Here is an 11,940-nt window from a genome sequence, read left to right on the forward strand (position 1 = left end):
TCGTGAAGAAAGACGCTACCAAGCGGCGCTCCCGGCTGCGTCCTCTGCTGACGCTGGCCTTGCTCGTCGCCCCCGGTGCGGCGCTGGCCGATCCCGACAATCTGGTCGAGATCGCGCGCGGCAAGGCGCTGGTCACGGCCGGCGACTGTGTCGCTTGCCATACCGCGCCGGGCGGCACGCCGTTCGCCGGCGGGCTCGCCTTGCAGACTCCGTTCGGCGCCATCGTGACGCCGAACATTACGCCCGACAGCACGACCGGCATCGGCAGCTGGACCGCCGACGATTTCGCCCGCGCCATGCACGACGGCAGGCGTCCCGACGGGACGCGGCTGTATCCGGCGTTTCCTTACACCTACTACACCAAGGTGACGCGCGCGGATTCGGATGCGATCTTCGCGTATCTGCGTTCGCTCGAGCCGGTATCGAACAGTGTCAACCGCAGCACGCTGCCGTTCCCGTTCAACATCCGCAGCTCGATGGCGGTGTGGAACGGGCTGTTCTTCACGCCCGGCGAGTTCAAGTCCGATGCCAACAAATCGGAGGAGTACAATCGGGGCGCCTATCTGGTCGAAGGTCTCGGCCATTGCGGCGCCTGCCACACGCCGCTGAATGCCTTCGGCGCCAACAAGGCCGATCGCTATCTGCAGGGCGGGGTGGTCGACAACTGGACCGCGCCCAACATCACCAATGATGCGCAGGCGGGGCTCGGCAAATGGTCGGTCGAGGAGATCGTGCAATATCTCAAGACCGGACAGGCGCGTGGCGTGATCGCCTCGGGTCCGATGAAGGACGTGGTCGAGAACTCGACCGCCAAATTGCCGGATGCCGACCTGAAGGCGATGGCGGTGTACCTGAAGGAGCGCGGCGCAGCCGGTCCGTCGGCGCCAAGTCCGGTCGCCGCCAGCGACAGCCGGATGAAGGTGGGCGAAGCGATCTTCGTCGACACTTGCGCGGCCTGCCACGTCCGCAGCGGCGAGGGCATTCCGAACGTGTTCCCGAAGCTCGCGGGCGCCACGGTCGCGACCCAGGACGATCCGGCCTCGCTGATCCACATCGTGGTCACCGGCGGGCAGGGGGCGGCGACCGCGACGCATCCGACCGCTCCGACCATGCCGTCGTTCGGCTACCGCCTGAGCGACGAGCAGATCGCAGCTGTCGTCACCTATGTCCGCAACAGCTGGGGCAATGCTGCCTCGCCGGTGACGGCCGATACGGTGAAGACCGTGCGCGGCAAGGTCACGGGGGCGGCGGACTGATCCGTCGCGCTTAAGGCGCACGCGCCACATTCGACCATCGATCCATCGCGGCGAGCGAACTCGCCGTGATGGATTTTTTCTTGCCAGGCGTGGACCGCTCAGGCGGCGAAGGCGAGATCATTGCTTCGGGTCACGCGCGAGATGCGCGGGAAAATGTTGCGCACTGTCATCTGGTGCAGCTCTTCAGACACGCTGGTGCAGAGATCTTCAGGGATGACGACGGCATAGCCGTGCTCCCAGGCTTGGCGCGCGGTGGACTCCACGCCGAAATTGGTCGCGATGCCGCCAAGTACAATCGTCTTCACACCGCGGCGCCGCAGCTGCAGATCGAGCTCGGTGCCGTAGAACGCGCCCCATTGCCGTTTGGTGATGGTGAGATCGCCAGCCTCCTTGAGGCCATCGACCAATGAGCTCCAACTGTCCGGCAGGCCGCCTTCGGGCCGGGCCATCGGTTGATCGACCAGTTGCGACAGTGCGTCGGCGAAGTCGGCCGCAAAGCCCACGTTGACCAGCACGACCGGTGATCCGGCGGCGCGGAAGCGACCGGCCATCTCGAGGCTGCGCTGCGCGACGTCCGGGCCGGTCCGAGGCGCGAGCGGCAGGCCGACAATGCCGTTCTGGAGATCGATCAGGACCAGAGCGGTCGTTTTCGGGTCGAGTTTGATCATGACGGCGCGGCTTTCTGCTGGTCCGGTGATCGGAGGAGGTGACCGCCGGGACGGATGGGTTATATTTGAGGAAACCCTCAAATAGGATAGTTGAGGATGTCCTCGCAAAAAACAAGAGCGATCCCGCCGGCGACGCAGCCCACGCGGCAGCGGGGGCATCTGCGCGTCGCGGTCATCCTGGACGCGGCGACCGCCCTGTTCGCCGAGCGCGATTACGACGCGGTGACCATGACGGAGATCGCCGCGCGCTCCAGCACCGCGATCGGATCGCTCTATCGATTTTTTCCGACCAAGGAGCTGTTGGCCGATGCGCTGCTCGCCCGCTACGGCGAACGCCTTGACCACGATCTGTCGGAATTGGCCGACCGCGCATCCACGCTGTCCGCTGCGGAACTGGCGGGGGGCATTTTCGATGCAATGCTGGCGCGTGCCGACGACCGCGCCGCGGCCGTCAATCTGGTCGAGGCGCGCAGCAACACCGGCGCCCAGCGCGCGCGCATTCGTGCGCTGATGCTGGATCGCCTGGGCGCGGTGGTTGGCGCCGCAAACCCGGATCTGGCGCCGGCGGAGATTGAGCTCAGAGCCAAAATGCTGCTCGGCCTTGTCAAGGTGATCGCGGTCAATGCCGAATGGGCCGACGCAGCCGTGCTTGATGAGACGCGCCGGCTGATCGAGCTCTACCTCGCAGCACGCATCATGCGGTCGTGACCGAACTGTGCTCGCCGCGACCAAAGTCGTCTCTTGCACGAGAGGTGGCACTTACCCATCTGATGTGGCGAAGGAAAAATCGCCATGTTGGACTTTACCTCTGATGTCGCCGGCGACGGAGTGTCGCCGGCGCAAGCGTCTGACGCGTCCCCCGCCGATGATCAGGCGCTGCTGGACGCCTATTCCAATGCCGTCATCGACGTCACCGAGCGTGTCGGACCCGCGGTGGTGCGCGTCGAGACCGGCCCGAAAGCGGGTAGTCGCGGTGAGCGCGGCGGCCTCGGTTCCGGCATCGTCATCTCGCCGGACGGCCTGGTGCTGACCAACAGCCATGTGGTCGGCAGCTCCAAAGCGATCCGGCTGCGAGACACCGAAGGCGTTGTCACCGATGCGCAGGTGCTCGGCGTCGATCCGGATACGGATCTGGCGCTGCTGCGTGCCAACCATGCGCGCGACTTGCGCTATGCTTCGCTCGGCAACTCCAAGAAGCTGCGACGCGGCCAGCTGGTGGTCGCGATCGGCAACCCGCTCGGCTTCGAATCGACCGTGACCGCCGGCGTCGTCTCGGCATTGGGCCGCTCGATCCGTTCGGTCTCGGGACGCATGATCGAGGACGTGATCCAGACCGATGCGGCGCTCAACCCCGGCAATTCCGGCGGCGCGCTGGTGTCGTCGGCGGCCGAGGTGATCGGCATCAACACCGCCATCATCCAGGGCGCGCAAGGCATCTGCTTTGCGGTCGCCAGCAACACTGCGCAGTTCGTGCTGTCGGAGATCATCCGTCACGGCTATGTCCGCCGCGCCCATATCGGCGTCTCCGGGCAGACCGCGCCGGTCCCGCGGCGCCATGCGGTGCTGGCGGGTGTCGACAACAAGATGGGCGCGCTGCTGATGCAGATCGAGCCGGACAGTCCGGCGGCGCGCGCCGGCCTGTTGCCGGGCGACGTCGTGATCAGGCTCGATGGCGTCGAGATCAATGGTGTCGACGACCTGATCCGGGTGCTCGACCGCGACCGGATCGATCGGACGCTCGCGATGGATGTGCTGCGGCTCGGCCGTTTGCGCGGCATCGACATTCATCCGATCGAGCGCAAGCCGGCCTCACGGCAGCTGGCGTCTTGATGTTCGTGAGATGTTGAGCTGAGGCCACGAACACCGCTGTCGTCCCGGCCTAGTGCGCAATTGCGCACGCGGCGCCGGGACCCATAACCCCAGGGAGTAGTTTGGGGCAGGCGCGTTGGCTAGCTCGCACGCAACATCCGCCGCGGAGTATGGGTCCCGGGTCGGCGCCGCGAAGCGCTGTCGCGCGTCGCGGCTTGCCCGGGACGACAGCAGAAGAGGATGCGGATTCACGTTTCAAACAGCAGCGGACATACAAGCACGTTCCCGCGGCACACCGTGCCCGAGCTCTGCAATCAGTCGCCCCTCGCAAGCAAGCAGAGGGCGCAGGGAATGCCGGGTGAAGGCCTCACCCATGGCCCGCCTGCGAAAAAAATGCAGGCGGCAGGTACCACAGGTTTAGCCGAACATCCGGCATTCCCTGCGCGACGGTCTTAACGCTTATACGCAGTCTCCCTGGTGCGCCGGGCTTGTTGGCCACCTCCGCGCGAGGCGAAGCCTCGTCGCTTAGCGACAACGCGCTTGCGCGCGTTGCGCGGTGATACCAGCGTCGGGGTATCGGGACGCTGCGACTTCACGTCCGCAGCAAAGCCGTTCGTCGGCGCGCCCAAAGACACGCTGCGGCTCCATCGCGGCCATCGCTCCCCGCCTCGCGTGTCGTGACGATCGCGCGCAACGCCCCTCCGCAGTGAGGCAGGATGCGCGTATACAATCATGATTTCTGGAAAATCGCAATAGATTTATTTTTTTCCGAAATCGCGACGATCATCCGAACTGGCTTGTGTGAAACGCAGGAGCTTATGCTCGCGCCCCGCGTTCCGCTCAGCTGCGACCGACTCTTCCCGCTGGGGCGATCTTCACTTGCCCGGCGGATCAAGGAATACATAAAGGGCGGCGATCCTATTATCCTGGGCGATGATGACATCCCATCCGGTATAATCGAACGCTTCGCCGCGCGGACCAGATCCCCAGGCCAGCCGTCCAGCGTTGTGAAGCGCTTGTGGCTCGCCGATCGGCGTGTAAATGAAATCGGGATGAGTTGCGCGCAGTTCACCTGCGAACTTGTCGATCGCGTCGCGGCCGACAAAGACGCCCGTCGGGACGTACAAGACTCCGTTCTCCGTCCAGAGCTCAGCGATTGCAGCGCGGCGGCGCTTTGCGTCGGCCTCGCCGAAAACGTCCTGAAGGTTGCGGTGAAGCAGTTCGTGGATGCGATCTGCTGTTTCACGAGTTTCGGTCATCGTCTTGCTCCGATTCCATCAGTTGTAAGGCGTGCTGCGCGGCCCGCTTCAGATCTGGGTCTGCCCGCCGTCGACGAAGAGCTCGACGCCGTTAACAAAACTCGCGTCGTCTGAGGCCAGGAACAGCACGGCTTTTGCGATCTCATCGGGCTGGCCGACGCGCCCGGTCGGGATCAGTCCCGCGAGATAAGTCTTCGTGCTCTCTGCCTGCTCTTGGCAAAGATCACATCGATCTGTTGATGCTTCTGCTGAACGGTGTCGTAGAGCCGGTCGATGTCGGCGAGATTCGCCATATCGCCGCGCACGCCCGTCACGCGACCGCCGATCGACTTCACCGCGGCGTCAAGTGCGTCCTGACGGCGGCCGGTCACGAACACCGAGGCGCCCTCGGCCGCAAAAGCCCTCGCGGTCGCAAGGCCGATGCCGCTCGTGCCCCCGGTCACCACCACAACCTTGTCGTTGAATCTCTTGGTCATCGTCCGTCTCCTTTGAAGCCTGCGGCAGAAGCGTCGTTACCGTTGAAGATATGAGCAGAACGATGATGCGAGTAGTTGGGAGATATGGTACGCAGCGTTCTATGAAAGGAACGATGATCAAGGCCGATCTGAACGACTTCGCCTATTTTGCCCAGGTGGTTGGGCATGGCGGATTTGCTGCCGCCGGGAGGGCCTTGCGCGAGCCCAAATCAAAACTGAGCCGGCGGATTGCCGGGCTCGAGGAGCGTCTGGGCCTGCGCCTGATCGAGCGATCGAGCAGACGCTTTCGCGTCACCGAACTGGGCCAGGCTTTCTACGAGCGCTGCCGTGCAATCCTGGCGGAGGCCGAACAGGCCGAGGCACTCGTGACGCAAGCGCAGGCAGAGCCCCATGGCCGCATTCGTTTCAGCTGCCCGACCGGCATGGTGGCGGAAATATCCGGGCTCGTGTCGAGCTTCCTGGCTCGCTATCCCAAGGTGCGCTTGCAACTCATCGCCATTGATCGGCCCGTGAACCTGATCGAAGAGCGGATCGATGTGGCCCTGCGTGTTCGTTCTGTGCTCGTCGGTGACGCAGCTCTTACGATGCGGTCGCTCGGGACATCCACGCGCATCCTCGTGGCGAGCCCGCAGCTTGCAAGCCGGCTGCAGACCCTGGACGATCTCGCTGCGCTTCCGACGCTCGCGACGTCCGATGACGATGTTTTGGTCGAATGGCATCTGGAGACGGATGACGGACGCGCTCGTGTTCACAGGCATGAACCACGCATGGGATGCGGCGACTTTGGCGCGGTACGCGATGCGGCGGTCGCGGGACTCGGCGTCGCGCTGCTGCCGGATCAGCTCTGCCGGGAGGCGCTTGGCCAAGGCAAGCTCGTTCATGTCCTTTCAGACTGGCGCGGCCACCGGGGTATCGTGCATCTCGTCTTCACCACGCGCCGTGGTCTGCCTCGCGCTGTCCGAGCGCTCATTGACCATCTCGCAGCGGGGTTTCCCAAGTCATCGATCTAGCATCGTCGGTCCCCGTGCGACGAGGCGACGAGCCCGATGCGCGCCACATGATCGAAAGCATGACGATCCAGAAGGTCACGCCCAGGACAGAGCGGCATCGTGATGCAGTAAAGCGTCGCGACACCTCCGTTGTCTTTTGCAGCATGGCTTTTGGGCAATGCTGCGGCCTTGCATGCATGATAGCTCAAGAAATGAGCGCAAAGCCTTGATCTCCCCGGCTGCATATTGAAGAAGCAACGCCAGAAACGGCCGTAAGCACTTGAGTTGAAAACAGCTTTCTAATCCCTGGTGCGCTCTGCTGCATTGTACACAATGGCATAGCGCTTGCTTGACCGTGCCTTGAGAGATCTCTTGCGCGGGGGAAGCGTCGGCCATGACGAGCTCACTCTTAGCCGCCACAGGCACGGTGATGGCCGAGCCCGAGCCGATCAGTCTCGACTGGTCGAAGACCGCGCTTCTCATCATCGACATGCAGCGCGACTTCATGGAGCCCGGCGGCTTCGGCGAGACACTCGGCAACGACGTATCGCAGCTTGCGCGCGCGGTGCAGCCGATTGCCGATCTGCTGACCGCGGCGCGCAACGCCGGCATGCTGGTCATCCATACCCGCGAAGGCCACAAGCCCGATCTTTCCGATGCGCCGCCCGCCAAGGTCGAGCGCGGCGCACCGTCCTTGCGCATCGGCGATCCGGGGCCGATGGGGCGCATTCTGATCCGCGGCGAACCGGGCCACGACATCATTCCCGAGCTTTATCCCGTCGCCGGCGAAGTCGTGATCGACAAGCCGGGCAAGGGCGCGTTCTACGCCACCGAGCTCGGCGACGTGCTGAAGCAGCAAGAGATCGCCAATCTCCTGGTGTGCGGCGTGACCACGGAAGTCTGCGTCAACACCACCGTGCGCGAGGCCAATGACCGCGGCTATCGCTGCGTCGTCATCTCGGACGGCTGCGCCTCCTACTTCCCTGAATTTCACGAGATGGGCCTACGGATGATCAAGGCCCAGGGCGGCATCTTCGGCTGGGTCGCCGATTCCACCGCCGTTCTGGCAGCGATGAGTTTGGAGACGTTGAACGCCTAAACAGCACGGGGAGCAATGCGATGAGCGCAAGTGGGACGGCAGGCGCGGTGCGCGCGGATTTCAAGCCGGTCTTATGGACTTCAGGCGACTGGAATGCGTTTTTCGGCTTCGGCACCAACATCCTCGTCAACATGCTGGTGCTGACCGGCCTGTTGCGCTTCGTGCTGAAGATGCCTGACAGCCTGGTGTTCGGTCGCATCCTGCCGGCGCTGGGGCTGATGATGTGCCTCTCGACGTTCTACTACGCGTTCCTGGCCTATCGTCTGGCGCTGAAGACCGGCCGCACGGACGTCTGCGCGCTGCCCTCTGGCGTCAGCGTGCCGCACATGTTCATCGTCACCTTCGTGATCATGCTGCCGATCACGCTGAAGACCGGCGATCCCATGAAAGGCTGGTCGGCGGGCCTGGTCTGGGTGTTCTTCCAGAGCTTCATCCTGATGATCGGCGGCTTCGTCGCGCCCTACATCCGGCAGATCACGCCGCGCGCCGCGCTGCTCGGCACCCTGGCCGGCGTCTCCATCACCTTCATCTCGATGCGTCCGGCGCTCGAGATGTACATGACGCCGCAGATCGGTCTGGTCTGCTTCGCCATCATCCTGGTGAGCTGGTTCGGCGGGGTGAAATATCCGAAGGGGCTGCCTGCGGGCCTGGTCGCGATCGCGGCCGGCATGGTGATCGGCTGGGGCTCCAACCTGTTCGGCCTCGGGCTCGGCGGCCTCAGCCTCAAGGGTGTCGGTGACGCCTTCGCCAATTTCGGCTTCTCGGTGCCGGTGCCGGCCTTCAACACCGTGTTCTCCGGCTTCGAATATCTCGGCGTCATCCTGGTCACCGCGATCCCGTTCGGCATCTACGATCTCGTCGAGGCCATGGACAATGTCGAAAGCGCCGAAGCCGCCGGCGATGAGTATCCGACCACCCGGGTGCTGACGGCCGATGGCGTGGTCAGCCTGATCGGCTGCCTGATGGGTAACCCCTTCATCAACGCTGTTTATATTGGCCATCCCGGTTGGAAGGCGATGGGCGGGCGGATCGGCTATTCCGCCGCGACCGGACTCATGGTGATCCTGTTGTCATGGCTCGGTATCATCTCGGTGCTGCTGGCGCTGGTGCCTGTCGTGGCGATCTCGCCGATCCTGCTCTATATCGGCATGCTGATCGGGGCACAGGCGTTCCAGACCACGCCGGTCAAGCATGCGCCGGCGATCGTGCTCGCCTTCACGCCGCATCTGGCGGCCTGGGCCAAGCTCCAGATCGACACCATGCTGGCGTCGACGTTGACGGCGGCGCAGGCGGTCGGCGGCATGGCGCCGGACAAGGCTGTCGCGGTCAAGACCGCGGCGATCGCCGCTTTGCCGCAGCAGGGTGTGCTCTATCACGGGCTCGAAGTGATGGGTGGAGGCTCGATCCTCGCTGGCCTCGTGTTAGGTGCCATTGGCGTGTTCGTGATCGAGCGCGATTTTGCCAAGGCGTCGGCCTTCGCGCTGGCCGGCGCCGTGATGACCTATTTCGGCTTCATGCATGGTGAGGCGGTCGGCGTTGGCGGTGGCCTCGGCGTGACCCCCGCCGTGGCGCTGGCCTATGCCGTCGTCGCGGCCGGGCTGTTTTGGTTGAGCAAGGTCGGCGCCAGCGCGCACTACGTCTCGCATCCGGAGATGCCGGTGGCCGCGCCTGCGGAGTAGCGCCCAAAGACGAACTCGTGTTCGAGCCGGTCGCAGCAGCGCGGCCGGCTTCGCTACCAACGCTCAATCCTGCCGATCCAGATAGTAGCGGAGCAGTGCATCGCCGGCGGGCGAGAGCCATTCGGGCGCGCCGGTGATGTAGCCCTCGATCAGGCCGCTGGTCCCGATCAGATAGGTGATCGGCATCGCAGGCAATGCAAACCTCGAAGCGTTTCTATCGGCCGCGTTGGTCGCCGATGAATGCGGATCGGCAAAGGATTGCCGGGGCATCGCGACGTCCTGGGCATAGCGGCGGATGTCCTTTGGGGCGCGCGCGTCGGTGCAGATGGTCCAGATGTCGAGGCCGAGAATCCGCTGCCGCTCCAGGTCGGCCAAGGCCGGAAGGTCGATCCTGCAGGCGGCGCACCAGGTGGCCCAGAGATTGACCAACGTGACGTGGCCCGGCTTGGTCGCCGGCACGACCTCCTTGCCGGCCAGGTCCTGGAGCCGGAGCGGCGCCAAGGGCGTGCGGGGCCGGACAATAATGAACTGGCTGCGCGCCGTGCCGAACACCGGCGGGTTCGGCTCCTCGGCGCGCACACGCGCGGCGAGGAGCAGCGTGAGTCCGAACCCGGCTCCGTTCAGCAGCAGCTGCCGTCGCGCTCGGAGCGGCCCGAGCGGAGCGATCTGATCAGCCATGGATGTAAGCCCACCCCTTCATCTGCAACTCGGCGACGCGGCCGATTCCGAACGGCACCAGCTGCGCGCCATCGATCAGCTGGATCGTGATGTTCTCCTTGGCTTCGGCGATCGCTTTCGAGGACGCGCACATGCTGAAGGCGATGTTGGGATACATCTGGCGCACCGCCGCCAGCGGCTCCTTCAGCTGTGATCTATCGGCGCGAAAGATGTCGATCCCTTGGCCATTGGCGACCACCTCGATCGGCAGTGTTTGTCGCTTACTGGCAAAGTGCTTGGAGAGATTGGCGGAGTAGCTGATGGCGTGTCCCATGACATGCGGATCGTTGCGATCGATCAAGATGACGATCCCATGGCTTGCGTGACGGGGAGGGGGAATCGGGACGGCTGGCGCCGCCGTCCCGATCGCCGCCGGTGCTCCGGCGAGGAAGCCGCGCCGTGAAAGATCGTTTGTCGGATCGCTCATCGAAAGGAGCCTCGTCGTTACAAAGTGCCGACGATGAGTGTTGATCGCCGGTATGTGCTGGCCAGGAGAGCGTCAGGTTCGCGGCAGGATCGGCGCCTTGCGGCTGCGTCCCCATAGCACGAAGAGGGCGAGCGCCAGCAGTACGAGGTTGATGGGCGTGACGGCGGCTTCGCCGCGGGAGATGTGGAACGTCATGGCAAAGACCTGCAGGACGGCGCAGCCGAGGGCGGCCAGTACGGTGAGCGCGGGCATGATGCGCGTCAGCGCCGGCAGCAGGATGCCGACGGCACCGGCCAGGTCGATCAGGCCGATCACCCGCACGAAAGTCTCGGAGTAGTCGCCGGCCCACGGCATCATCGCCGCAAGCTGCGGGATCGGCGTGAACAGCTTGATCAACCCGGCCGAACCGAAGGCGACGAAGATCAGACCTTGCGCGATCCAGAGGCCGATGCGGAGCGCAAGCGAGGATTGAGCGGGAGCAAGCGTGGTGGTCGACATGGTGGTCTCCGGAAGGGTTGACGTCCCGCTATTTGATGATTTCCTGCCGTTTGATCATTGTGCTATCCGTTGAGGCATCATTTCCTGATAGTTGATGATCATGGATGCGCTGGCCGGTATAAGGGTGTTCTGTGCGGTCGCCGAGCTGAGGAGCTTTGCCGCGGCAGCCAAGCGGCTCGGCCTTTCGCCGGCGATGGCCTCAAAGCATGTGATGCAACTGGAGCGGCGTCTGTCGACGCGGCTGCTCAATCGCACCAGCCGGCGGGTCGGCCTCACCGAAGCCGGTGCGCTGTACTTCGAGCAGACGCGCCAGATGCTCGACTCGCTCGACGAGGTCGAAGCTGTCGTCAGCAAGGCAACCGTGATCCCGCACGGCACCCTGAAGCTGAGCGCGCCAGTCTGGTTCGCCAACCCGCTGTTCGTCGGTCTGCTTGCCGACTACCGCACGCGCTATCCGCAGGTGAAGCTCGAGATCGATCTCAGCGGGCGGCTGGTGAACCTGATCGATGAGGGTTTCGATCTCGCGCTCCGCGTCACCCCCTCGCTCGCCGAAGGCCTGATCGCGCGTCCGCTCGCAACGATGCCGATGCTGCTGGTCGCAGCGCCGGACTATCTCGCTCGCGCCGGACGGCCGAGATCGCTCGCCGACGTCAACGGGCACGCATTGCTCAAATATGCGCTGTATCCGGCGCGCACGATGAATGTGGAGGGGCCTGACGGCGAGGAGACCATCGTGTTCGACGAGGTGCTGTCGAGCGGCAATGAGACGCTGCTGCATCTGGCCGCGCTGGCCGGCATGGGCATGGCCGTCCTGCCGGAATGGCTGATCGCCGAGGACCTCGCGCGCAAGCGGCTCGAGCCGGTCCAACCGGAATGGATCAGGATCGAGGCGCCCTTGTTCGCGGTCTATCCCAGCCGGAAATATCTTTCGGCCAAGGTGCGGACCTTCATCGATTTCGTCGCCGCCGATCCGCGGCTGAAGCAGGCCTCTCTCGGCGCGAAACCGGCCACCACCCCGCCGATCAGTCCGGCCAAACGAATCCGAAAAAAGAACGCGTAGCGC

12 protein-coding genes and 1 pseudogene are annotated in these 11,940 nt (G+C 64.4%); 7 read left to right on the forward strand and 6 right to left on the reverse strand.

What is annotated here, in order from left to right:
* Positions 1-2: 2 nt before the first annotated feature.
* A complete protein-coding gene (locus ACQR1W_RS24220; protein ID WP_434853159.1) occupies positions 3-1,256 on the forward strand; it encodes a c-type cytochrome in 1,254 nt (417 codons plus the stop codon).
* Positions 1,257-1,354: 98 nt separating this feature from the next.
* Here ACQR1W_RS24220 and ACQR1W_RS24225 read toward each other — a convergent pair whose 3' ends face one another.
* Complete coding sequence (locus ACQR1W_RS24225; RefSeq protein ID WP_434853160.1) at positions 1,355-1,924, reverse strand: hydrolase; 570 nt, start codon at positions 1,922-1,924, stop codon at positions 1,355-1,357.
* A gap of 96 nt (positions 1,925-2,020) precedes the next feature.
* On the opposite strand from ACQR1W_RS24225, the gene ACQR1W_RS24230 reads away from it, so the two are divergent.
* Both ACQR1W_RS24230 and ACQR1W_RS24235 read left to right on the forward strand, forming a co-directional pair.
* A complete protein-coding gene (locus ACQR1W_RS24230; RefSeq protein WP_434853161.1) occupies positions 2,021-2,632 on the forward strand; it encodes a TetR/AcrR family transcriptional regulator in 612 nt (203 codons plus the stop codon).
* Positions 2,633-2,716: 84 nt separating this feature from the next.
* On the forward strand, positions 2,717-3,754 hold the full coding sequence (locus ACQR1W_RS24235; RefSeq protein ID WP_434853162.1) for a S1C family serine protease: 1,038 nt from the start codon (positions 2,717-2,719) through the stop codon (positions 3,752-3,754).
* A gap of 854 nt (positions 3,755-4,608) precedes the next feature.
* Here the strand turns inward: ACQR1W_RS24235 and ACQR1W_RS24240 are convergent.
* Positions 4,609-4,992, reverse strand: a complete 384-nt coding sequence (locus ACQR1W_RS24240) for a nuclear transport factor 2 family protein (protein WP_434853163.1) — start codon at positions 4,990-4,992, stop codon at positions 4,609-4,611.
* A gap of 48 nt (positions 4,993-5,040) precedes the next feature.
* A pseudogene (locus ACQR1W_RS24245) lies at positions 5,041-5,468 on the reverse strand (SDR family NAD(P)-dependent oxidoreductase).
* Positions 5,469-5,581: 113 nt separating this feature from the next.
* Between ACQR1W_RS24245 and ACQR1W_RS24250 the strand changes: the two are divergent.
* From ACQR1W_RS24250 to ACQR1W_RS24260, 3 genes are all read left to right on the forward strand, one after another.
* On the forward strand, positions 5,582-6,478 hold the full coding sequence (locus ACQR1W_RS24250; protein WP_434853164.1) for a LysR family transcriptional regulator: 897 nt from the start codon (positions 5,582-5,584) through the stop codon (positions 6,476-6,478).
* Between the two features lie 373 nt (positions 6,479-6,851).
* Complete coding sequence (locus ACQR1W_RS24255) at positions 6,852-7,556, forward strand: cysteine hydrolase family protein (RefSeq protein ID WP_434853165.1); 705 nt, start codon at positions 6,852-6,854, stop codon at positions 7,554-7,556.
* 20 nt (positions 7,557-7,576) lie between these two features.
* The gene (locus tag ACQR1W_RS24260) at positions 7,577-9,235 is read left to right on the forward strand and encodes a regulator (protein WP_434853166.1); all 1,659 of its coding nucleotides are present in this window, start codon (positions 7,577-7,579) and stop codon (positions 9,233-9,235) included.
* A gap of 63 nt (positions 9,236-9,298) precedes the next feature.
* Here ACQR1W_RS24260 and ACQR1W_RS24265 read toward each other — a convergent pair whose 3' ends face one another.
* The 3 genes from ACQR1W_RS24265 to ACQR1W_RS24275 all read right to left on the reverse strand — a co-directional run bounded on the left by ACQR1W_RS24265 (position 9,299) and on the right by ACQR1W_RS24275 (position 10,877).
* Positions 9,299-9,913, reverse strand: coding sequence for a TlpA disulfide reductase family protein (locus tag ACQR1W_RS24265; protein WP_434853167.1), 615 nt, complete (start codon positions 9,911-9,913; stop codon positions 9,299-9,301).
* Positions 9,906-10,379, reverse strand: coding sequence for a DsrE family protein (locus ACQR1W_RS24270; RefSeq protein ID WP_434853168.1), 474 nt, complete (start codon positions 10,377-10,379; stop codon positions 9,906-9,908). Before ACQR1W_RS24270 ends, ACQR1W_RS24265 begins: the two co-directional genes overlap by 8 nt.
* Before the next feature lie 72 nt (positions 10,380-10,451).
* Positions 10,452-10,877, reverse strand: coding sequence for a DoxX family protein (locus tag ACQR1W_RS24275; protein WP_434853169.1), 426 nt, complete (start codon positions 10,875-10,877; stop codon positions 10,452-10,454).
* A gap of 100 nt (positions 10,878-10,977) precedes the next feature.
* Here ACQR1W_RS24275 and ACQR1W_RS24280 point away from each other — a divergent pair, with 100 nt between their 5' ends.
* Positions 10,978-11,937: a LysR family transcriptional regulator gene (locus tag ACQR1W_RS24280; RefSeq protein WP_434853448.1), complete on the forward strand. Its 960-nt coding sequence runs from the start codon at positions 10,978-10,980 to the stop codon at positions 11,935-11,937.
* Positions 11,938-11,940 lie beyond the last annotated feature (3 nt).

It is taken from the genome of Bradyrhizobium sp. HKCCYLS1011 (assembly GCF_051167795.1).
In the GTDB taxonomy this organism is placed as follows: Bacteria; Pseudomonadota; Alphaproteobacteria; order Rhizobiales; family Xanthobacteraceae; genus Bradyrhizobium.

Coding starts and splice junctions, on each gene's coding strand:
- ACQR1W_RS24225 (WP_434853160.1), bottom strand. CDS start 1,924: ATGATCAAACTCGACCCGAAAACGACCGCTCTGGTCCTGATCGATCTC.
- ACQR1W_RS24230 (WP_434853161.1), top strand. CDS start 2,021: ATGTCCTCGCAAAAAACAAGAGCGATCCCGCCGGCGACGCAGCCCACG.
- ACQR1W_RS24235 (WP_434853162.1), top strand. CDS start 2,717: ATGTTGGACTTTACCTCTGATGTCGCCGGCGACGGAGTGTCGCCGGCG.
- ACQR1W_RS24240 (WP_434853163.1), bottom strand. CDS start 4,992: ATGACCGAAACTCGTGAAACAGCAGATCGCATCCACGAACTGCTTCAC.
- ACQR1W_RS24250 (WP_434853164.1), top strand. CDS start 5,582: ATGATCAAGGCCGATCTGAACGACTTCGCCTATTTTGCCCAGGTGGTT.
- ACQR1W_RS24255 (WP_434853165.1), top strand. CDS start 6,852: ATGACGAGCTCACTCTTAGCCGCCACAGGCACGGTGATGGCCGAGCCC.
- ACQR1W_RS24260 (WP_434853166.1), top strand. CDS start 7,577: ATGAGCGCAAGTGGGACGGCAGGCGCGGTGCGCGCGGATTTCAAGCCG.
- ACQR1W_RS24265 (WP_434853167.1), bottom strand. CDS start 9,913: ATGGCTGATCAGATCGCTCCGCTCGGGCCGCTCCGAGCGCGACGGCAG.
- ACQR1W_RS24270 (WP_434853168.1), bottom strand. CDS start 10,379: ATGAGCGATCCGACAAACGATCTTTCACGGCGCGGCTTCCTCGCCGGA.
- ACQR1W_RS24275 (WP_434853169.1), bottom strand. CDS start 10,877: ATGTCGACCACCACGCTTGCTCCCGCTCAATCCTCGCTTGCGCTCCGC.
- ACQR1W_RS24280 (WP_434853448.1), top strand. CDS start 10,978: ATGGATGCGCTGGCCGGTATAAGGGTGTTCTGTGCGGTCGCCGAGCTG.